The following is a 20228-nucleotide window of genomic DNA, read 5'->3' on the forward strand; positions in this document are numbered from 1 at the left end:
GACCGAACAGCCCGAAGGGCCGCCGGCGGCCGCACGGGCCGGCCGGGCCGCACGCGTCCATGAAACCACCGGGGGCACGACGGGCGCCGGGTCCGACGGCAGCTTGAAGACCGAAGGGGCCCGGGGGCCGGCGGCGGCCGCGCGGGCCGACCGGGCCGCACGCGTCCATGGGACCGCCGGGGACACGACGGGCGCCGGGGCCGGCGGGAGCGCGATGGCCGACCGGGCCGACGGGCCGGGTCTGGACGAGGAGGGCGGATATGAGTGACGCGGCCGTGCCGATCCTGATGTACCACGCCGTCGCGACCGCGCCGAACGACGCCACCCGGGGGCTGTCGGTCGCGCCGGAGGCGTTCGCCGGGCAGATGGCACTCGTCGCGGACCTGGGCCTGACCCCCCTCACCACCGCCGAGCTGGCGGCGCGCTGGCGGTCCGGCCGGCCGCTGCCCGACCGGCCGGTGCTGATCACGTTCGACGACGGTTACGAGGGCGTGCACCGGTACGCGCTGCCCGTCCTCGCCCAGCACGGCTTCCCCGCCACCCTGTTCGTCTCGACGGGCTGGATCAGGGGCGCCCGCGACACCGGAGGCGGCCTGGACACCATGCTCGACTGGCCCCAGGTGCGCGAACTCGCCGCGGCCGGCGTCGAGATCGGCGGGCACAGCCACACCCACCCGCAGCTCGACCAGCTCGACGACACCGCTCTGGCCGCCGAACTGACCGACAGCACGAAGATCATCGCCGCTGAACTGGGCGGCGGCGGGCCGGTGTCGTTCGCCTACCCGTACGGCTACTCCGACCGCCGGGTCCGCCGGGCCGTGCGCGCGGCCGGGTACGACCAGGCGCTCGCGGTCGGCAACGCGCTCGCCCGCCGCCGGCAGGGGCCGTACGCCCTGCGGCGCGTCACGGTCCGGCGGAGCACCGGTGCCGAGGAGTTCGAGCGGCTGCTCCAGGGCCGCGCGATCGCCCGCACCTTCGCCCGGGACCGCGCCCTCACCCAGGGGTACGCCCTCGTCCGGAGAGCACGCCAGGTCCGCCGGAAGGCCATCCGTTCCCGTGTCTGACACGACCACGACCACGACCACGACCGAGGCCCCAGCGCCCGGCACCGAGGCGCCCGCACCGTCGGGGCGCCGCCTGCGCCTGCCCGGCATGGGCCGGGCGCCCGGCGGCAGTCCGCTGTTCCGCAACGCCTACGCGCTGATGCTCAACACCGGCATCTCCGCCGTCCTCGGCCTCGGCTTCTGGCTCGCCGCCGCCCGCTACTACTCCGAGTCGGCGGTCGGGCAGGGCTCGGCCGCCATCGCCGCGATGAAGCTCCTCGCCGGGCTGACCGCGGTGACCCTGACCGGCGCACTCGCCCGGTTCATCCCGGTGTCCGGGCAGCGCACCGGCCGCCTCATCCTGCGTACCTACGCGGGAAGTTCACTGGTCGTGGCGGTGGCCGCCGGGGTGTTCCTGCTCACCCTGGACGCGTGGGGACCGTCGTACCGCTTCCTGCACGGTCCCCTCAACGGGCTCGGCTTCATCGCGGCCGTCGCCGCGTGGAACCTGCTCACCCTGCAGGACGGGGTGCTGACCGGGCTGCGCAGCGCGCCCTGGGTGCCGGTCGGCAACACCGTGTTCTCGGCGGTCAAGCTGGCGCTGCTCGTGGCGTTCGCGGTGGCCGTGCCGACCACGGGTGTCTTCGTGTCCTGGGTCGCGGCGATCGCCACCTCCGTGGTGCCGCTGGGCTGGCTGGTGTTCCGGCGGCTGGTCCCCCGGCACGTCAAGGCCACCGAGGACCGCGCCCGTCCGCCGACGCTGAAGGAGGTCGGCCGCTTCCTCGCCGGGGACTACACCGGGTCCCTGTTCTCCCTCGCCGTGGTCTACCTGGTCCCGGTGATCATCGCCTCGCAGGTCAGCTCCGAGGACAACGCGTACTTCTACATCACCACCACCATCGGCGGCACCGTCAACCTGCTCGCCATCAACATGGGCGCGTCCCTCACGGTCGAGGGCTCGCACGACCCCGCGCGGCTCGCCGCCAACACCCGGGCCGCGCTGCGGCGGATGGCCCGGATCATGCTGCCGATCTGCGGGCTCCTGTTCCTCGCGGCCCCGTGGATCCTCGGCGTGTTCGGCGACGACTACGCCGAGGCGGCGACCCCGCTGCTGCGCTGGTTCGCCGTCGGCGCGCTGCTGCGGGTCGTGATGGAGACGTACTTCGCGGTGCTGCGCGCCCAGAGCCGCACCGGCGGACTCGCCTGGATGCAGGGCCTGTTGTGCGTGCTCGTGCTGGGGCTGACGCTGCTCCTGCTGCCCCGGATGGGCCTCACGGGTGCCGGGGTCGCCGAGATCTCCAGCCTCACGGTGATCGTCACGCTGGCCGCACCGAGGCTGTGGCGGACGCTGCGGGCCGCGCCGGACGCCGTACCTGACTCGGCGGCACCGGACGGCGACCTCGCCGACCTGGGGGCGCGCGAGGTCCCGGTGCCTGCCGCCCCGTCGCGCCGGCGCGGCCCGGCCTGGGCGCTGGACGGCGACACCCTGGCCCTCGGCATCCACGTCGATTTCGACCACGTCGAACGCCGGCCGGACGTCCGCCCGGGGCCCGGAACCCCGCCCGCGGGCACGCCGGTGGTGGACGCGGACGCCGCCGGGGACGACCGGCCGACGTGGACGCTGCCGGTCCGGCCGGCCCCGGGCACGTCACGTACTCCGGTCGCCGAGGGGCCCCGGCCGGGGCTGCCGGTGGAGGAGCGGGAACCGGGCACGGCGGCGTCGCTGGGGCCCGGCGAGGCCTTGCTGCCGCGGCAGTCGGAGCCCGGCGGCGACGTACCGGAAACCTGCGGACCGGAGACCGACGTACCGGAGACCGGCGGACCGGAGGAGCCGCCACCGCCCCCCTCCCGGCACCGGCTGCTGCCCACCCGCACCGGTGTCGTCCTCGGCTGTCTGCTCGTGGCGGCCCTGCTGCTGTACTGGGTGCCCGCGTCGCGGCTCGGCGAGGCCGATCTGGACCGGATGGGCGGGCTCGGGCTGGTCTCAGTGCTGCCCCTGCCCACGCTGGCCGGGGCGGCGCTGCTGATCACGGTGTTCGCCGCGCTGCTCCGGCTGCGCCGGGAACACCGGGCGCTGCTGCTGATCACGCTGCTGGCGACGGTGATCTCCCTGCACGCGCTGCCCGCCGTGATCGAGACCGACCCCCGGTTCCCGACGGCCTGGCAGCACCTCGGCTTCATCGACTACATCGACCGCACCGGGTCCGCCGTACCCGACCTGGACGCCCGCTGGAGCTGGCCCGGCTTCTTCGCGGTGGGCGCGTTCGTCGGGCGGGCCTGCGGGATCAAGGACTTCACCGAGGTCATCCGCTGGTGGCCGACCGCCGTGCAACTCGCCTACCTGGCACCGATGTTCCTGCTCACCCGGTCGCTGCGGGCGAGCTGGCGGGCCAAGTGGACCGGGATCTGGCTGTTCATGCTGAGCGGGTGGGTCGGCCAGGACTACTTCTCCCCGCAGGGCTTCACCTATCTGCTGTACCTGATGTTCGTGGCGGTGCTGCTGGTCTGGTTCCGCGCCCCACGCGTGCTCTGGACGCGCTACCGGCCCGGTGAGGCCGAGGTCGAGCCGGCCGACCGGCGGCAACGGGCCGTCCTGCTGCTGGTGCTGATCGGCCTGTTCGCGGCGAGCGTCCCGGCGCACCAGCTCACCCCGTTCGTGATGCTCGGCGTGCTCGCAGTCCTGGTCCTCGCCCGGCGTTCCGAACTGCGCGGGCTGCCCATCCTGTTCGCGGTGGTCGTCGCGGCCTGGCTCGGCTTCATGGCCGAGCCGTACTGGTCGGGGCACTTCGACGACCTGTTCGGCGGGGTCGGCGGGGTGGGCGGCAACGTGTCGACCTCGGTGTCCGGCCGTATCCAGGGCGGCAGTCCGACGCACAAGCTGGTGCTGTACACACGCGTGCTGCTGGCCGGCTCCGTCCTGGGGTTCGCCTGCTGGGGCTGGCTGCGCCGGCGCCTGAACCGGTACCGCGAACGCTCGCTGCTGGTCCTCACGTTCGTACCGTTCCTGGGCTTCGGCATGCAGTCGTACGGCGGTGAGATGGCGCTGCGCGTCTTCATGTTCGCGCTCCCGGGCGCGGCCCTGCTGGGCGCCCTCGCCCTCTTCCCGCGCACCGGAGCCACCGCCGGGGAACGGGAGAAGGGCCGCAACCGGCTGGCCCCGGTCGCCGCGCTGCTGGTCGGGCTGCTGCTCATGGGCGGCTTCCTGGTCGCCCGCTGGGGCAACGAGCCGTTCGAGCGGACCCGGCCCGGCGAGGTCGCCGCCATGAACTGGGTGTACGCGCACGACAAGCCGACGGTACGGCTGCTGTGGCTCACCCAGGACACGGTCAACGACGTGACTCCGGCGCTGCCGTGGGGCGCGCGGGACATGGAGCGGGTGAACTACGTGCCGACCCTGGCGCCGGCCGACCCGCAGCTGGTGTCGGGCCTGGTGAAGGCCCTGAAGGACGCGGGCCCGAACTCGTACCTCATGATCAACGAAAGTCAGGTGACGTACCTGCGGCTGGACGCGGGCTACGCGCCGACCTGGGAGTCCGGGCTGATCCGGAACCTCGACAACCGGCAGGACCTGACCAAGGTCCTCCGCAACGACGACGTCACCGTGTACGCGATGCGCAAGCAGCCGCCCGGCCCGGTCCCCAAACCGGCACCGGGCCCCATCGGCCCGCAGGTGACCTGGACCCCCTGGTCGGTGGTCGGCGCCCTGGCCGCCGTGGCCCTGATCCTCCTGTTGACCGCCCGCGAACTGCTCCGAGTGGCAGCCCGCCCGACCATCCGTCACCTACGCCTGCTCCAGAGCAGCTTCTGGTTCTCCCTCCCCCTCCTGACCCTGTTCCTGGCCTCCCTGATCCAACGCTTCCTGACGATGAAGTGAAGGGGGTGAAGTGGCTCAGCGGGCGAGCCACTTCACCTCGTAGGGCCGTAGGGCGAATCGTTTGCCGTCGACGCGGGCGCTGATCGTGCGGTTGAGGGTGTTGACGACGAGGGCGGTCTTGGCGGTGGCGAGGACGCGGACGTTGGGTACGTCGTCCGGGGCGACGGGGTCCGGCTCGTAGTGGCTGCCGGGGGGGAAGGCTTGGTCGAAGCGGGAGAGGAGGCTGTACATGGGCAGTTCACGGCCGCCTGCCGCGGTGTCGGTCGGCGTCCACAGGCAGCCGGGGCAGTCGGTGCCGGACTTCTCCTCCGGGTTCCAGTAGAAGCCGGAGTCCGCGCCGCCCTTGGCCATGGCGATGAGGCCGGCGGCGTGGACGGCCAGGCGGTGCTGCTCGGACCAGCCCTTGCGGTCGTCGTTGGCGTCGCCGGGCTCCACGTAGTACTCCGCCCACCACAGGGGCAGGTCGTGGGTCTGGCGGCGCACCCAGGCACTGACGGCGGTGAGTTTGTCGGTGGCGCCGAACTCGTTCGGCAGCAGCTCGTCGTCGTTGGTGTAGCTGGAGCCGTCGACGACCACGAAGTCGGCGCCCGCCTTGTGGGTGTTCCAGTAGTCGAAGGCGTCGATGACGCGCTGGTCCATGGCCCCCCAGGGGCCCTTCAGCGCGCCGGAGGCGTTCGGGTCGCGGGGGTCGAGGCTGTCCATCACCAGGTACGGGCCGCCGACCATGATGTCCTTGTCGACCTTCTTCAGCGCCCGGTAGACGAGGTTGTACATCTTCGTGTAGCCCTCGTAGTCCCAGCGGTGCTTCGCGTCGTTCCAGAAGCCCTTGAACTCGTTCCAGACGAGGAAGTGCCGTACGTCGGGGTAGCGGCGGGCGACGGTCGCGGCGAGGTCGGCGAAGTCCTGGTAGTGCTCCGGGGTGGGCGCGGTCTCCAGCGCGGCCTGGCTCCAGTTCGTGTTGTCGACGCCGGCCCTGCCGCCCTTCATCCAGTCCGGGGAGCAGCACAGCGTGACGACGGGGGTACCGCCGGAGGCGCGGATGAAGTCGATACGGCGGTCCATCGCGCCGAAGTCGTAATGCCCCTTGACCGGCTCGGGGTTGTCGGCGCCCCAGCCCATGAGGGCCTGGTCCTGCGGCAGCCCGCCGTCCCGCGCGAGCAGTCGCCGGACGCGTCCGGTAGCGGTGGCGCTGCCCTCGTCCGCGCTGTACTGGGTGTGGGTGAAACCCCAGCCCACGGACGGCTCGGGGGGGCCGTCCGGTACGGCGGGCGTGCCGTGCACCTTGTCGCCGGCGCGCGAGGTCCCGGCGGTGCTGCCGCCGCCGGGCAGCGTGTGGATCAGGGTCACGACCAGGGCCAGGACGGCCACGCCCACTCCGAGCAGGGCGGTGAGCCGCCACCGCCGAGTCCCCGTATACCACCCATGACGTCGCATCGAGGACAACAGTAACGGCGGAGTCCCGTTGCCGGGCAGGTGTCGGGGAGACCGGGAGAAGACCGGGACAAGCGGCGGAAATGCCGTGCGCGGACGGCATCGGTACCGGATCATGGCGGCATGTCCGCCAACCCACACGACGCCCTGCCGATCCGGCTCCACGTCGACGACTCCGACTCGCCGTCCGACGTCGTCGACGCGCTGTTCCTCGGCCGCTTCGCGACGGGCGAGCAGCCGTACTCGCACGCCGTGAACATCGACCGCGTGCGCTCGGGCGCGACCCTGCTGCCCGAGGGTGCCCGGGTGCTGCGGATCGCCCGCGACGACGACCGCAGCGCGACCCTCGCCGAGGGCGAGGGCTGGACCCTGCTGATCTCCCGCTGGAACCGGGGCGCGGACGTCACGGTCACCGCGACCAGCGCCGAACTGGCGAAGTCGGTCCTGGACCGGGCCACGGACGGCGCGGCCGACGACCCGGAACCGCAGCCGGAGAACGTGACGATGGGCTTCTGGTACGTCTCCCCGCGCCGCGGCCCGCACCGCACCACCCGGCAGATCTCGGCCGGCACCTGGGACGAGGTGCGGCCCAACTACACGGCGCCGGTGGCCGAGGCGATGGACACCCTGATGAGGACGACCCCCGAGGACATCGCGGGCCGGCTGCTCCTGCTGCACGGGCCGCCCGGCACCGGCAAGACCTCCGCGCTGCGCACGCTGGCCCGGTCCTGGCGGGACTGGTGCCAGGTGGACTGCGTCCTCGACCCCGAACGCCTCTTCTCCGACGTCGGCTATCTGATGGACATCGCGATCGGCGAGGACGACGCGGGCGGCAAGGGCCGCTGGCGGCTGCTCCTGCTGGAGGACTGCGACGAACTGATCCGCGGCGAGGCCCGGCACACCGCCGGCCAGGCCCTGTCCCGGCTGCTCAACCTCACCGACGGCCTGCTCGGCCAGGGCCGGAACGTGCTGGTGGGGGTCACCACCAACGAGGACCTCGAGCGGCTGCACCCGGCCGTGGTCCGGCCCGGCCGCTGTCTGGCCCGCATCGAGGTGGGCCCGCTGACCCGCCCGGAGGCGGTGGACTGGCTCGGCACCGAGAAGGGCGTCGGCCGGGAGGGCGCCACGCTCGCGGAGCTGTACGCGCTGCGGCGGGGCACGGCACCGACCTCCGTGCCGGGCGCGCGGGACGGGGCGGACGCGGGACTGTACCTGTAGTGCTTTGATGCTGGTATGACCCTGTTCGTCGGCACCTCGGGGTGGCAGTACAAGGACTGGCGGGACCTGGTGTACCCGGCCGGGGTCCCGACGCGGCTGTGGCTGGAGGAGTACACGCGGCTGTTCGCCACGGTGGAGATCAACAACGCGTTCTACCGGCTGCCGTCTTACGACACCTTCGCCGCCTGGCGGCAGCGCGTCCCGCCGGACTTCACGGTCGCGGTCAAGGCCAGCCGGTACCTGACCCACATCAAGCGCCTGAAGGAGCCCGAGGAGCCGGTCCACAGGCTGATGACGCACGCCGCCGGCCTCGGTGACCGGCTCGGCCCGGTCCTCCTCCAGCTCCCGCCGACGCTGCGCGCCGACCCGGCCCTGCTGGCCGCGTGCCTGGCCTGCTTCCCGCCGGACACCCGGGTCGCGGTCGAGCCCCGCCACGACTCCTGGTGGACACCCGAGGTCCGCGACGTCCTCTCCTCCCGGGGAGCGGCCCTGTGCTGGGCGGACATCCAGGCCCGCCCCGTCACCCCGCTGTGGCGCACGGCCCCCTGGGGCTACGTCCGCTTCCACCAGGGCCGCGCCCGGCCCTGGCCCCGCTACGGCCACCGCTCCCTGGAAACCTGGGTCGACCGCATCGCCACGACCTGGCCGGACGAGGAGCCCGTCCACGCCTACTTCAACAACGACCCGGGCGGCGCGGCAGTCCAGGACGCGGTGACCTTCGCACGAGCGGCGACACGAGCGGGTCTGGCAGTGACCCGAACCCCGGAGCCCACGAAGCACCGGTGACCGGTCCCCGCCGCGACGTCGCGCCCCACGCCGGGCGGACGAGCACGCCGCTCGATTTCTCTCCGCCTCGACGGCGCTCAGCCACGACGGCGTCTCCCGGCGGTGCCGAACTCCCCTCAGTCCCGGCCGATGTCCCCGCGCCCCCTACCCCCCATAAGCCGCCCGCAGGGCGTCCCGCACGGCGGACAGTGCGGCCGCCTCCCCCAGCCCCAGCCGCCGTACCCGCTCCACGTACGCCTGCGCGGCCAGCGACGCCTCGCGCTCCGCGGCCGAGCCGGCAGCGGCCACGTACGTTCCGTTGCGGCCCCGCGTCTCGATCACCCCGTCGCCCTCCAGCGCCCGGTAGGCCTTGGCGACCGTGTTCACCGCGAGCCCCAGCGACTCGGCCAGCCCGCGCACGGTCGGCAGCCGGTAGCCCACCGGCAGTGCACCGGCCCGCGCCTGCTCGGAGATCTGCGCCCGTACCTGCTCGTACGGCGGCGCGCTGTCATCGATGTGGATCTTCAGGCTCACCCGCCGATTGTCCCGCACCCGGCGGAAAATGAGAGGCACCCCGGCAGTTCGCGACGTACGGTGCCGGACCATGACCGTGATCGTGCGCGACCTGCGCCCGGACGTCCCCGCGGACACCGAGGGCTTCGCCCGCGTCCGCCGACTCGCCCTGCCGTACATCCTGTTCACCGCGGACTCGGTCCGCCACAACGCCGTGCACACCCATCCCGACGCCCGGTACCGCCCCCTCGTGGCGGAGGAGGACGGCGAGGTGATCGGCACCGCCCAGGTCCATCTGGCGTACGACAGCTCCGAGCCCGGCCAGGGCATGGTGAACGTGTACGTCCGGCCGGACCGCACCGGCCGCGGCGCGGGCCGCCTGCTGGCCCGGGTCGCCGAGGAGTACCTGGGCGACCAGGGCGCGACCACGCTGTTCAGCTGGGTGCTGGACGAGCCGGCCAACCGCGCGTTCGCGGAGCGGCGCGGCTACGAGCGCCGCCGCTCCGCCCACTTCCTGCGCCTGGACCTGGCGAAGGCCACGCTGCCGCCGCTCCCGGAGGTCCCGACGGGCGTCGAACTGCGCAGCGCGGCGGACTTCGCGGACGACCCGCGCCCCCTGTTCGAGCTGGACGCCGAGACGGTGGCGGACGAACCGGGTGACGTGGGCTTCGAGTTCACCGACTACGACACCTGGGTCGAGCAGACCTGGAAGCATCCGCTGCTGGACCGCGAGCTGACCATGGCGGCGGTCGTCGACGGCCGTCCGGTCGCCTTCAGCGTGGCCTACACCGACGGCGACGGCCGCTACTCGTCGGCGATGACCGGCACCGCCCGCGCGCACCGCGGCCGCGGCCTGGCCAAGCTCGCCAAGATCCACTCCCTGTACCGGGCCCGTGCCGCCGGCGTCACCGAGGCCTTCACGGGCAACGACACCGGCAACGATCCGATGATCGCCGTCAACAGGTGGCTCGGGTACGAGATCTGCGCGTCGGAGGTGCGCTATGCCCGCGAACTCGGCTGAGCCCGCGAAGCCGGCAGGGCCGGCGGCCCTGGTGGAGGTCGTGCTGGTCAAGGGCGGCCGCACGAAGATCCGTTACGCGGCGGAGCTGCTGGGCGACGACGGCACCAGGCTGTCCGTGCGCGCCCCCTGGGCGGGCGAGGGCGTGCGCGACTTCGGCTTCGTGCGCTTCGAGCCGGGCGACGTGTTCACCGAGCACTACTGGCGGGACCGGTGGTACTCCGTGAAGGAGGTCCGCGCGGCGGACGGCACGGTGAAGGGCTGGTACTGCGACGTCACCCGCCCCGCGGTGCTCTCGGGAGCCGAACTCGTGGTGGAGGACCTCGACCTGGACCTGTGGCGGTCGGCCGACGGCACGGACATACGACGGCTGGACGAGGACGAGTTCGCCGCGAGCGGGCTGACGGAGTCCGACCCGGCGGCGGCATCGGCGGCCGTGGCCGCGCTGGACGAGCTGGAGCGGCGGGCCCGCGAGGGCGCCTTCGAGGAGCTGCTGCCCTGAAGACGCGACCGCGGCACCTCGGAGCACGCCGACGGCATCGCGGCATGCCGGCGGTCTCAGACCACGGCCAGCACCGCGTACCGCTCGTCGTGCACGGTCTTGCCCCACAGCGCCTCGTCCCCGGACAGCGGCTCGACGCGCACCTGCCGGGCCAGGGGTGCCAGCAGGCCGGTGAGCAGGTCGGCGGGTATGCCGGCCGGGTCGAGGGTGCCCCACACACCCTCGACCAGCACCAGCCGGCCGCCGGGCCGCAGCAGGTCCCGCCAGTGGCGCAGCACGCGGGCGGGGCCGGGCAGCGCCCACAGCAGGTGCCGTACGAGGACGACGTCGAAGCGCTGCTCCCCCACCGGCGGGGCCTCCGCGTCACCGGGCAGGACCACGGCGTCCCGGCCGGCGAGCTTGGCGCGGGCGCGGTCGACCATGGCCGGGGAACGGTCGACACCGGTCACCCGGTGCCCCTGCTCGGACGCGAGGAGCGACAGGCTGCCGGTGCCGCAGCCGAGGTCGAGGACGTCGGCGGGGCGGCCGGGGAGCCAGGTGCGGAGCCTGGCCGCCCAGGCGGCGCGCACGCCGGGGTCGCGCAGCCCGTGGTCCGGCTCGTCGTCGAAGTCGGCCGCCGCCGCGTCCCAGTCGACTTCGGTACGCCCCGCAACCATGCGATCACTGTCGTTCGTCATGTCCCCAGAGTGACACCCGCCACTGACAGACCGGCTCCGATGAGGAACTCTCGCCGAAAGGGTCTACCTCCGTGCCAGACGCGGAACCCGGTAGGCACGAAGGAGGCAGCCATGCGCCGTGTGACCGTGCAGAAGCCCCTGAAGAGGACGGACAGCCGCCGGATCCGCGAGGAGGCGGACGAGCAACGCCCCGCCGCCCGCCCGGAGGTGCGCAAGGACATCGCGCGCACCTGGTGGCCGGACGGCTGACGTGTGCGGCACGGCTGTCTGAGGCCTGCCTCAGCGCTCCCTTAACGCCGCCATAAGAATCCCCCTCGGCAGGGGACGGCAGGCGAATTCACGGTCTCCTCGGGCTAGTTTCTGAGTCCCCCCACGGGATCAGCCCCCACCCAGAGACCGTTCCGAGGAGTTCGTCATGCCCGCACGCCGCAAGGCCGTCGCCGTCGCGGTCACCTCAGTCGCGCCGCTCGCCCTGACCGTTCTCTCCGCCGCGCCGGCCTCCGCGCACGGTTCGATGGGCGACCCGGTCAGCCGGGTCTCGCAGTGCTACGCGGAGGGCCCCGAGCACCCGGGGTCCGCGGCCTGCAAGGCGGCCGTGGCGGCCGGTGGCACGCAGGCGCTGTACGACTGGAACGGCATCCGGATCGGCGACGCGGCCGGGCGGCACCGGCAGCTCATCCCGGACGGCAAGCTGTGCAGCGCCGGCAACGAGGAGTTCAAGGGGCTCGACCTGGCCCGCGCCGACTGGCCGGCGACGCGCGTGCACGGCGGGTCGTACACCTTCAGGTACCGGGTGACCGCGCCGCACAAGGGCACCTTCACGGTCTATCTGACGAAGCCCGGCTACGACCCGGCGAAGCCGCTGGCGTGGTCGGCGCTGGACCTCGCGCACCCCGTCGCGACGGCCACGGACCCGGTCGCCTCGGGCGGCTTCTACACGTTCTCCGGCAGGCTGCCGGAACGGACCGGCAAGCAGCTGCTGTACGCCGTCTGGCAGCGCTCGGACAGTCCGGAGGCGTTCTACTCCTGCTCCGACGTCGACTTCGGCGGTAGCAACAACGGCAGCGGCAACGCCGGTGGGGCCGGCGGCACTGCCCCCGCGCCCAGCTCCCCCGGGCCCACCGCTTCCGCGCCCTCCGACGCGCAGGTCGAGGCCGGAGCCGGAAAGTCGACGGTCAAGCACGACGGACACGCGCACGGCGGCGGCACCTCCGTCGAGCCGGCCGCCACGGCTCCGGTCAACCGGCCTCAGGCCGCCGGGCGTTCCGGTGACCTCGCCGAGACCGGCGCCGCGGGCGGCACCTCGTACCTCGCGATCGGCGGCGCGGCGGCCCTGGCGCTCGGTTCGGCCGCGCTGTTCCTGTCCGTGCGGCGCCGCGCGACGGGCGGACGCCGGTCGTAGCCGGTCCTCGGCCGGGGGAATCCGGGGCCTGTCCGGCGGCTCAGGCCGGACGGGCCCCGGCGGCACACGACGGTCAGCTGAAGGCCGACGCGCAGGTGGTGGCGGAGGCGTGGGCCGGGTCGAGCGCGTTGGCCACCTCGTGGAACGCGATCCGGTCGAACAGGCCGATCGCCACGTGCTCGGACAGGTCGAGCGGGCACAGGTCCTGGAGCAGGACGTTGTGGACGTCCGAACCGCTCAGGTACTGGCTCTTCCAGGGCGTCGCCACCTCGTCGTGCTTGGTGGCGATGACCGTGTAGCGCACTCCGGGGACGGTGTCGCCGCCCGCGTTGAGCTTGGTGAGGAAGTCCGAGCCGGTGATCTGGTCGGCGAGGCCGGGGGTGGTGGCCTTGATCAGGTCCTCGGCGCCGGGGAAGTACGGCAGCAGGTTGGTGAGGCCGTCCAGGTCGGTGCCGTGGTTGTCGGGGGCGAGTCCGACGAGGGCGTTCACCTTGGCGGCGCCGCCGAGGAACTTCAGGTAGTAGCGGGGCATCATGCCGCCCTGGGAGTGGCCGACCAGGTCGACCTTGGCGGCGCCGGTGGCGGTGCGGACCCGGTCGACGAACGTGGCCAGCTGTCCGGCCGACTTGTCGATGGGGCCCAGGCCGTAGAAGACGGGGACGCCGGGCAACTGGCCGTAGTCCAGGGAGAAGACGCAGTACCCGCGGTGCTCCAGGTACGGCGCGAGGGACAGCCAGTTGTCGATGGAGTTGCCGAGGGTCCCGTGGACCAGGACGACCGGGCGGGGGTGGTCGGCGGAGGGCTTGCAGGAGTAGTCGTTCCAGCCGGTACTGGGGGCGGTGCCGGCGGCGTGCGCGGTGGCGGCGGGGACGGTGGCGACCGCGGCGGTGAGGAGGAGCGCGGCGAACGGTCTGAGCGCTCGTTTCCAGGGCAGCATCTGGCGATCTCCTTGCGGGTCAAGGGTGGGGTTGCGATGACCTGGCCCTGTGATCCGGATCACGGGATGCTGTTCACTTGTCAAGTTACGGGCGAGTAGCAGAGGAGTGAAGTTACGCGTCAGTAAAAACTTCCAGTGATAACCAGAGGCGCCCGTTCGCCGGGCCTTCTCACCACGCCGGCCTGATCGGACCGTGGGGCGCCAGTCGCGCCAGCCGGTCCAGCAGTGCGCGCACCTCCGCCTCACCTAGCAGGCCGGCCCACCCGGACACCACCTCGGCGGCCGCCGCGTCGGCAGCCCGGGTACAGCTCCACCCCCGCTCGGTCAGCACCACCAGCCGGGCGCGCGCGTCCTCGGGATGCGGCCTGCGCTCGGCGTACCCCTTGCGGACGATCTCGTCGACCAGCTGGCCGGCGGCCTGCTTGGTGACCCCGAGGTGCGCGGCGAGTTCGGTGGCCGTGGCCCCGTCGGGGGCGAGCCGCGCGAAGGCGAAGCCGTGGGCGGGCCGGATGTCCGTGAAACCGCGGGCCGCCACCCCGTCATGGATGCGCTGGACGAGGTCCCCCGCTACGGCGAGGAGGGCGGCGGACAGGGCCATGGCGTCGGAGTTCTGCACGGGGGCATTGAAACACCCTTGACGTATTGGTCAAATAGCTTGACCATATAGACAAGTAGCTTGACTTTTTCCCTTCCAACGGAGATCACCATGCCCGTCGTCCGCTCCTCCGAAGCAGTCACCCATGAGATCCACGGCGCCCGTTTCGTCTCGTACGCCACCCCGCTGACCGGCAGCAAGGAACTGTGCGCCTGGCGGGGTGAGATCCCGGCGGGCACCAGGGCGCCCGCGCACACCGTCAACCGGGAGGAGATCTTCCACGTGCTCGTCGGCGAACTGCTGATCACCCTCGACGGACACACCGAGCGGGTCTCGGCCGGCGACACGGTGATCATCAATCCCGGTGCCACCCTGGCCGTCGAGAACCCGGCCGACCACACCGCCCTGTCCTGGGTGACCACGTCCGTCGGCCTGGAGGCGGAGCTGGCCGACGGCACCGTGATCACTCCCCCGTGGGCCAACTGAGCAGCTCAGCAAAGGAATTACGCCGCCAGCGATCCCGGCATCACCGCGCGGGGGCCGAACTTCGCGCGGGCCCGGTCCGCGACCTCCTCGATACGGCGGGCCTTCTCGTCCACGGGGTCGAAGGTGAGCTGGTGGGAGGCCTGGTCGGCGGGGGTCAGGCCCTCGGCGCGCAGGGTGAGGGCGCGGACCCGGGCACGCTGGAGGCCCAGGGCCTCGTACATGCCGTAGGCCGCCTTCGTCAGGGCCGCCGAGTGCGCGGTCGGCTCGGCGAGGGTGCGGCTGCGGGTGGTGGAGGACCGGTCGGCGTAGCGGACGGTGAGGGTCAGGGTGCGGCAGACCTTCTCCACCGCGCGCAGCCGGGCGCCGATCTCCTCGGCGGCGGACAGCAGTTCCCTGCGGTGTCGGTCTGGGTTCAACTCGTCTATGTCGAAGGCGCGTTCGGTCGCCAGTGAGCGCGAGACGGCGTTCGGCACGACCCGGCCGCGGTCGACGCCGGTCGCCTTCTCCCGCAGTTCACGGCCCGCCTTCGCGCCGATCAGCCGCTGGAGCGTGGACAGGGGCGCGGCGGCGACCAGACCGAGGGTGTCGAGGCCGTACTCGCACAGGGTGCGGGCGGTCGCCGGGCCGACGCCGGGCAGCGCGGCCACGGGCCGTCCGGCGAGGAACTCCGCGACGCCGTCCGGGTCGCCGGGCACGGCGCAGGTCACCCCGGGCCGGGCGGCGCGCAGCGCCATGCGGGCCAACATGGGGCCCGGTCCGGCGCCGATCACGCAGTCGACGCCGTACAGCGCGATGGAGCGGACCCGGATCACCGAGGCCAGTTCCACGGCGTCGCGCCCGAAGAAGCGTTCGGCGCCCCGCAGGTCGGCCAGCGCGCCGTCCGGGGGCAGCGCCTCGACGACCGGGGTGAACTCCTCCAGCAGCCCGAGCAGTCCGGGCAGGGCCGCCTCGTGCTCCGACGGCAGCTGGAAACGTACGCAGAGGATGGTCATCCCGCACTCCCCGGACTCTGGTGCCACAACTTCCTTCCCACCGCGGGCCCTTCGCCCGCGGGGCGCAGATCGGCCCAGGGGTGCATCTCGTACCCCGTGGGCATACGGATCCGGCGGCCCTCCCTCCGCTCAGGGGCGGCGGAGCCGGCCGGCGCGGGCCGCCCGTCGGAACCGGCGAGCCGGGCCCGGGAGGGCCCCTCCCCGTCTGGTCCCTTTCCGCCCGGCGCGGGACCGTCCCCGGGCGCGCCCGGTGGTTCGGCGAGCCGGGCCGCCACCTCGTCGAGGCCGCCGCCGGCGCGCAGTTCGACGAGTTCGGCGAGGTTCCAGGCGGCCGAACCGACCACGCTGAGACTGCGCGGGCCGCGCCGCTGGACCACCCCGCGCACGAGCAGCAGCCAGGAGTGGAAGACGGTGTGGGCGCAGGCGTCGTGCGAGTCGTCGAAGAAGGCGAGGTCGACCAGGCCCGTGCCGTCGTCCAGCGTGGAGAAGATGACCCGCTTGCCGGACCGGATCGGCGGGGTCTGGGTGGCCGCCTTGGCGCCCGCGACCAGCACGGTCTCGCCGTGCCGGGCCTCGCGCAGCCGGCGCGCGGAGACCACGCCCAGCTCCTCCAGGAACTCCCGGTGGTCGTCCATCAGGTTGCGGGAGGCGTCCATGGACAGCACGCCCAGCTCGGCGCTGAGCCGCTCCGACGCGGTGAGGTCGGGCAGCCCGGCCGGGGCGGTCTTCCGCCCTCCGGACAGGGGGAGCTGGCCCCCGCCGCCGCCCCGGGCGCCCCGGTGCAGTTCGGTCAGGTGCAGTTGCAGGTCGCGCCGGTTGGCGCCGAACGCGTCCAGCGCGCCCACCTGGGCCAGCCGGCCGGCCAGCGGACGGCTCGGCCGGGCCCGCTCCCAGAAGTCGAGCAGGGAGGCGTACGGCTGTCCGCCGGCGATCCGCTTCGCCTCGGCCTCGCTGATGCCGTGCACGTCGGACAGGGCGAGGCGGAGCCCCCAACGCCCCGGATTCCCGGGCGATTCAGACACCAGTTCGATACGGTGGGCGACTCCCGACACGTTCACGTCCAGCGGCAGGATCGGCACCCCGCGGCGCCGCGCGTCCGCCAGCAGCAGCCGCTTGGGGTACATCCCGGGGTCGTGCGTGAGCAGCCCGGCGTAGAAGGCGGCCGGGTGATGGGCCTTCAGCCATGCCGACTGGTAGGTCGGTACGGCGAACGCGACCGCGTGCGCCTTGCAGAAGCCGTAGCTGCCGAAGGCCTCCACGATTTCCCAGGTGCGCCGGATCGTTTCCGCGTCGTACCCGTTCGCCGCCGCCTGCTGGGCGAACCACACCTTGATCCGCCCCTGCGACTCCGGGTCGGACAGCCCGCGCCGGACCCGGTCGGCCTCCCCGCGCCCGCAGCCGGTCAGCACGGCGACGATGTCGATGACCTGCTCGTGGAAGACGACGACGCCGTACGTCTCCTTCAGCGGCCGCTCCAGGTCGGGGTGCGGGTACCGGACGGGCGCCCGCCCGTGCCGGGCCTCGATGAACGGCCGCACCATGTCGGCGGCGACCGGGCCGGGCCGGAACAGCGAGATGTCGACGACCAGGTCGTGGAAGGTGCTCGGCTGCAGCCGCCCCACCAGGTCCCGCTGGCCCGGTGACTCGATCTGGAAGCAGCCCAGTGTCTCCGCCGACCGGATGAGCTGGTAGGTCGCCGGGTCGCCCGGCGTCAGGGAGTCCAGCTCGATCCGCTCACCGGCCGTCCGCTCCACCTCGGCGACCGCGTGCGCCATCGCCGACTGCATCCGCACGCCCAGCACGTCGAGCTTGAGCAGCCCGAGGTCCTCCACGTCCTCCTTGTCGAACTGCGACATGGGCAGCCCCTCGCCGCTGGTCGGCACCACCGGCGTACGGGCGAGCAGCGAGGCGTCGGACAGCAGCACCCCGCACGGGTGCATGGCGACCCCGCGCGGGAGGGCGTCTAGCGCCTCGACCAGCTCCCACAGCCTGCCGTACTTATCCTCCTCCCCCGCCAGCTCCTTGAGTTCGGGCAGTTCCGCCAGCGCCGCGCGGGCGTCCCGGGCGCGGATGTGCGGGAAGGACTTGGCCACCCGGTCGATCTCCGCCGGGTCCATGGACAGCGCGGCCCCCACGTCCCGGACGGCGTGCCGCACCCGGTAGGTCTCGGGCATGGAGACGGTGGCGACCCGCTCGGTGCCGAACCGGCCGATGATCGCCCGGTAGACCTCCAGCCGGCGCGCGGACTCCACGTCGATGTCGATGTCGGGCAGCACGACGCGCTCCTTGGACAGGAAGCGCTCCATCAGCAGCCCGTGCTCGACCGGGTCGGCGTTCGCGATGCCGAGGACGTGGTTGACCAGGGAGCCCGCGCCGGAACCGCGTGCCGCCACCCGGATGCCCATCCCCTTCACGTCGTCCACGACCTGGGCGACCGTCAGGAAGTAGGAGGCGAAGCCGTGGTGGGCGATGATGTCCAGTTCGTCGTGCATCCGCTCCCAGTACGCGCGCCGGCCGCCGTACCCGAGCCGGACCATCCCGGCCACCGCCCGGGAGGCGAGCGTCCGCTGGGCGGTGCGGCGGCCGGCGCCGACGAGGCGGGCCTCGGGGAAGTGGACGGTGCCGATGCCGAGGTCGTCCTCCGGGTCGACCAGGCACGCGGCGGCCGTGGCCCCGGTCTGCTCCAGCAGCCGGTGGGCGGTGTCGCGCCGGTAGCCGGCCGCCTCCACCACCCGCTCGGCGACCCGCAGCATGGCGCGGGCGTCCTTCAGCCAGGCCTCGCCGGAGTCCAGCTCCCCGGCGGGGTCGATCGGCACCAGCCGCCGGGCGGCGTCCAGCACGTCGGCGACCGGGCCCTGGCCGGGGTCGGCGTAGCGGACGGCGTTGCTGAGCACGGGCCGGATCCGCTGCTCGGCGGCGAAGCCGACGGTACGGGCGGCCAGCCGCAGGGACCCGGCGCCGGTGCCCTGCCGGCCGTGCCAGACGGTCTCCAGCCGCAGCGCGTCGCCGTAGACCTCGCGCCAGGGGCCGAGGAGCTTCGCGGCCCGGTCGGGACGGCCGGCGGCGAGGGCCCGCCCCACGTCCGAGCCCGGCCCGAGCAGGACGGTCAGCCCGTCCCCGTGGTTCTCGCCCCAGGGCAGCAGGGGCGGGCCCTCGCCCCGGTGGGCGGCGGTGACGAGCCGGCACAGGCCAGCCCAGCCCCGGGCGCCGTCCCGGGCGAGAAAGGTCACCCGTGGGGTCGACTCATCGACAAAGGCACCCCCGCGCACCGGCGTACGACGCCGTTCCCGTCGTACGGCCTCCGGCGCGCCCACCGCCAGGTCGACCCCGAACAGCGGACGGACCCCCGCCCCGGCGCAGGCCTTGGCGAAGCGCACGGCGCCGGCGAGGGTGTCGCGGTCGGTCAGCGCGAGGGCGTCCATGCCCCGCTCCGAGGCGCGCTCGGCCAGCCGCTCCGGATGCGAGGCGCCGTACCTCAGGGAGAACCCGGAGACGGTGTGCAGATGCGCGAAGCCCGGCACACGCACCTCCCGCACTCGTGAGCCCCGAACGACTCTTCGAACATCAGTTCCCTACCCCGTCACCCCACCATACCTCCATTCTCGAACATCTGTGCGACATCCGTTCAGCCGCCTCCCACCTGCGCAAACACCGGTTTGCCCGGACCGTGGGGGGATGAGCCGAACAGCCGGGGCGGCCCCGCCCGACCGCTCCTTCCTCGCCGAGCTGAAGGACGCCGTGACCCCCCGGGCCACGGCGCTCGTCATCGGTGTGATCGCTCTCCAGCTGCTCTTCATCGCCTCCTACGTGGGCGCCCTGCACCACCCACAGCCCCGGGACATCGCCTTCGGGGTGGTGGCCCCGCAGCCCGTGGCCGACCGGACGGTGACCCGGCTCGACCAGCTGGCGGGCCACCCGCTGAGCCCCCGGACCGTGCCGGACGCCCGGACCGCCCGCAGCCGGATCCTGCACCGGGACCTCGACGGCGCCCTGGTCGTCGACCCCCGCGGCACCACCGACACCCTCCTGGTGGCCACCGGCGGCGGCACAGCCCTCGCCACCACCCTGAAGAACCTCATCACCGGCCTGGACGCGGCCCAGCACCGCACCGTGCGCGTGGTGGACGTGGCCCCCGCCTCGGCCGGGGACTTCAACGGCCTGTCGTCGTTCTACCTCGTCGTCGGCTGGTGCGTGGGCGGCTATCTGTGCGCCTCGGCCCTGGCGGTCAGCACCGGCGCCCGGCCCGCCAACCCCCGGCGCGCGGTGATCCGCCTGTCGGCGATGGCGCTGGTGGCGGCCGCCGGCGGGCTGGGCGGCGCGCTGATCGTGGGCCCCGCGCTGGGCGCCCTGCCCGGCAGCGTGTACGCCCTGTGGGGGCTGGGGGCCCTGATCACCTTCGCGGTGGGCGCGGCCACCCTCGCCCTCCAGGGCGTCTTCGGCATCGTCGGCATCGGCCTGGCGATCCTGCTGGTGGTGATCGCGGGCAACCCGAGCGCCGGCGGCGCCTTCCCCTTCCCGCTGCTGCCCCCCTTCTGGAGCACGATCGGGCCGACCCTGCCGCCGGGCGCGGGCACCTGGGCGGCTCGCTCCATCGCCTACTTCCGGGGCAACGGCAGCACGGGCGCGCTCTGGGTCCTGGCGGGCTGGGCCCTGGGCGGCATCGCGGTCACCCTCCTGATGGCCACCCTCCGCGCCCGCGCACACGGAAGGGTCCCGCCCCGGACGGACCCGGCGCGGGACCCCGACGGCCTCAGCGGCTCCGAGTCGCCGTAACG

17 protein-coding genes are annotated in these 20228 nt (G+C 73.5%); 10 read left to right on the plus strand and 7 right to left on the minus strand.

What is annotated here, in order from left to right; all coding sequences use genetic code 11:
- The first annotated feature begins 260 nt into the window (after positions 1-260).
- Positions 261-1064 carry a polysaccharide deacetylase family protein gene (locus ABZ854_RS21790; protein WP_361213347.1) on the plus strand — a complete coding sequence of 268 codons (804 nt, stop codon included), beginning with the start codon at positions 261-263 and terminating at the stop codon, positions 1062-1064.
- On the plus strand, positions 1057-4917 hold the full coding sequence (locus ABZ854_RS21795) for a lipopolysaccharide biosynthesis protein (RefSeq protein WP_361213350.1): 3861 nt from the start codon (positions 1057-1059) through the stop codon (positions 4915-4917). The genes ABZ854_RS21790 and ABZ854_RS21795 overlap by 8 nt, the downstream gene beginning before the upstream one ends.
- A gap of 15 nt (positions 4918-4932) precedes the next feature.
- Here ABZ854_RS21795 and ABZ854_RS21800 read toward each other — a convergent pair whose 3' ends face one another.
- On the minus strand, positions 4933-6351 hold the full coding sequence (locus ABZ854_RS21800; RefSeq protein ID WP_361213353.1) for a xylan 1,4-beta-xylosidase: 1419 nt from the start codon (positions 6349-6351) through the stop codon (positions 4933-4935).
- A gap of 120 nt (positions 6352-6471) precedes the next feature.
- Between ABZ854_RS21800 and ABZ854_RS21805 the strand changes: the two genes are divergently transcribed.
- Together ABZ854_RS21805 and ABZ854_RS21810 are read left to right on the plus strand one after the other, a co-directional pair.
- Entirely contained in the window at positions 6472-7566 is a 1095-nt protein-coding gene (locus ABZ854_RS21805; protein ID WP_129309943.1) for a DUF5925 domain-containing protein, read from the plus strand.
- Positions 7567-7581: 15 nt separating this feature from the next.
- Positions 7582-8352 (plus strand): DUF72 domain-containing protein, encoded by a 771-nt coding sequence (locus ABZ854_RS21810; protein ID WP_361213356.1) that lies wholly within the window; start codon positions 7582-7584, stop codon positions 8350-8352.
- A gap of 144 nt (positions 8353-8496) precedes the next feature.
- Here the strand turns inward: ABZ854_RS21810 and ABZ854_RS21815 are convergent, their stop codons facing one another.
- Positions 8497-8865 carry a GntR family transcriptional regulator gene (locus ABZ854_RS21815; protein WP_361213359.1) on the minus strand — a complete coding sequence of 123 codons (369 nt, stop codon included), beginning with the start codon at positions 8863-8865 and terminating at the stop codon, positions 8497-8499.
- A gap of 70 nt (positions 8866-8935) precedes the next feature.
- Here ABZ854_RS21815 and ABZ854_RS21820 point away from each other — a divergent pair, with 70 nt between their 5' ends.
- Both ABZ854_RS21820 and ABZ854_RS21825 read left to right on the plus strand, forming a co-directional pair.
- Complete coding sequence (locus ABZ854_RS21820) at positions 8936-9865, plus strand: GNAT family N-acetyltransferase (RefSeq protein ID WP_361213362.1); 930 nt, start codon at positions 8936-8938, stop codon at positions 9863-9865.
- Positions 9846-10364, plus strand: coding sequence for a DUF402 domain-containing protein (locus ABZ854_RS21825; RefSeq protein ID WP_361213365.1), 519 nt, complete (start codon positions 9846-9848; stop codon positions 10362-10364). The genes ABZ854_RS21820 and ABZ854_RS21825 overlap by 20 nt, the downstream gene beginning before the upstream one ends.
- A gap of 56 nt (positions 10365-10420) precedes the next feature.
- Here ABZ854_RS21825 and ABZ854_RS21830 read toward each other — a convergent pair whose 3' ends face one another.
- Positions 10421-11041 carry a class I SAM-dependent methyltransferase gene (locus ABZ854_RS21830; RefSeq protein WP_361213367.1) on the minus strand — a complete coding sequence of 207 codons (621 nt, stop codon included), beginning with the start codon at positions 11039-11041 and terminating at the stop codon, positions 10421-10423.
- 111 nt (positions 11042-11152) lie between these two features.
- Between ABZ854_RS21830 and ABZ854_RS21835 the strand changes: the two genes are divergently transcribed.
- Complete coding sequence (locus ABZ854_RS21835; RefSeq protein ID WP_129309938.1) at positions 11153-11290, plus strand: hypothetical protein; 138 nt, start codon at positions 11153-11155, stop codon at positions 11288-11290.
- Between the two features lie 166 nt (positions 11291-11456).
- The gene (locus tag ABZ854_RS21840) at positions 11457-12443 is read left to right on the plus strand and encodes a lytic polysaccharide monooxygenase (RefSeq protein ID WP_361213370.1); all 987 of its coding nucleotides are present in this window, start codon (positions 11457-11459) and stop codon (positions 12441-12443) included.
- 73 nt (positions 12444-12516) lie between these two features.
- Here the strand turns inward: ABZ854_RS21840 and ABZ854_RS21845 are convergent, their stop codons facing one another.
- Positions 12517-13380, minus strand: coding sequence for an alpha/beta fold hydrolase (locus ABZ854_RS21845; protein WP_361213373.1), 864 nt, complete (start codon positions 13378-13380; stop codon positions 12517-12519).
- Between the two features lie 169 nt (positions 13381-13549).
- Positions 13550-13996, minus strand: coding sequence for a MarR family winged helix-turn-helix transcriptional regulator (locus ABZ854_RS21850; RefSeq protein WP_361213376.1), 447 nt, complete (start codon positions 13994-13996; stop codon positions 13550-13552).
- Between the two features lie 90 nt (positions 13997-14086).
- On the opposite strand from ABZ854_RS21850, the gene ABZ854_RS21855 reads away from it, so the two are divergent.
- On the plus strand, positions 14087-14461 hold the full coding sequence (locus ABZ854_RS21855; RefSeq protein WP_361213379.1) for a cupin domain-containing protein: 375 nt from the start codon (positions 14087-14089) through the stop codon (positions 14459-14461).
- A gap of 17 nt (positions 14462-14478) precedes the next feature.
- Here the strand turns inward: ABZ854_RS21855 and ABZ854_RS21860 are convergent, their stop codons facing one another.
- Both ABZ854_RS21860 and ABZ854_RS21865 read right to left on the minus strand, forming a co-directional pair.
- On the minus strand, positions 14479-15453 hold the full coding sequence (locus tag ABZ854_RS21860; protein WP_361213382.1) for a hypothetical protein: 975 nt from the start codon (positions 15451-15453) through the stop codon (positions 14479-14481).
- Positions 15450-18974 (minus strand): DNA polymerase III subunit alpha, encoded by a 3525-nt coding sequence (locus ABZ854_RS21865; RefSeq protein WP_361213385.1) that lies wholly within the window; start codon positions 18972-18974, stop codon positions 15450-15452. Before ABZ854_RS21865 ends, ABZ854_RS21860 begins: the two co-directional genes overlap by 4 nt.
- 154 nt (positions 18975-19128) lie before the next feature.
- Here ABZ854_RS21865 and ABZ854_RS21870 point away from each other — a divergent pair, with 154 nt between their 5' ends.
- Positions 19129-20226, plus strand: a complete 1098-nt coding sequence (locus ABZ854_RS21870; protein WP_361213388.1) for a DUF3533 domain-containing protein — start codon at positions 19129-19131, stop codon at positions 20224-20226.
- Positions 20227-20228 lie beyond the last annotated feature (2 nt).

The sequence above is a fragment of the Streptomyces sp. NPDC047028 genome (assembly GCF_040644095.1).
GTDB lineage: Bacteria > Actinomycetota > Actinomycetes > Streptomycetales > Streptomycetaceae > Streptomyces.

What these genes read in the sequence shown, in the direction of transcription:
- ABZ854_RS21835 (WP_129309938.1), top strand. Translation starts at nt 11,153, where the DNA reads ATGCGCCGTGTGACCGTGCAGAAGCCCCTGAAGAGGACGGACAGCCGC.
- ABZ854_RS21825 (WP_361213365.1), top strand. Translation starts at nt 9,846, where the DNA reads ATGCCCGCGAACTCGGCTGAGCCCGCGAAGCCGGCAGGGCCGGCGGCC.
- ABZ854_RS21790 (WP_361213347.1), top strand. Translation starts at nt 261, where the DNA reads ATGAGTGACGCGGCCGTGCCGATCCTGATGTACCACGCCGTCGCGACC.
- ABZ854_RS21840 (WP_361213370.1), top strand. Translation starts at nt 11,457, where the DNA reads ATGCCCGCACGCCGCAAGGCCGTCGCCGTCGCGGTCACCTCAGTCGCG.
- ABZ854_RS21805 (WP_129309943.1), top strand. Translation starts at nt 6,472, where the DNA reads ATGTCCGCCAACCCACACGACGCCCTGCCGATCCGGCTCCACGTCGAC.
- ABZ854_RS21800 (WP_361213353.1), bottom strand. Translation starts at nt 6,351, where the DNA reads ATGCGACGTCATGGGTGGTATACGGGGACTCGGCGGTGGCGGCTCACC.
- ABZ854_RS21860 (WP_361213382.1), bottom strand. Translation starts at nt 15,453, where the DNA reads ATGACCATCCTCTGCGTACGTTTCCAGCTGCCGTCGGAGCACGAGGCG.
- ABZ854_RS21830 (WP_361213367.1), bottom strand. Translation starts at nt 11,041, where the DNA reads ATGACGAACGACAGTGATCGCATGGTTGCGGGGCGTACCGAAGTCGAC.
- ABZ854_RS21810 (WP_361213356.1), top strand. Translation starts at nt 7,582, where the DNA reads ATGACCCTGTTCGTCGGCACCTCGGGGTGGCAGTACAAGGACTGGCGG.
- ABZ854_RS21870 (WP_361213388.1), top strand. Translation starts at nt 19,129, where the DNA reads ATGAGCCGAACAGCCGGGGCGGCCCCGCCCGACCGCTCCTTCCTCGCC.
- ABZ854_RS21855 (WP_361213379.1), top strand. Translation starts at nt 14,087, where the DNA reads ATGCCCGTCGTCCGCTCCTCCGAAGCAGTCACCCATGAGATCCACGGC.
- ABZ854_RS21820 (WP_361213362.1), top strand. Translation starts at nt 8,936, where the DNA reads ATGACCGTGATCGTGCGCGACCTGCGCCCGGACGTCCCCGCGGACACC.
- ABZ854_RS21845 (WP_361213373.1), bottom strand. Translation starts at nt 13,380, where the DNA reads ATGCTGCCCTGGAAACGAGCGCTCAGACCGTTCGCCGCGCTCCTCCTC.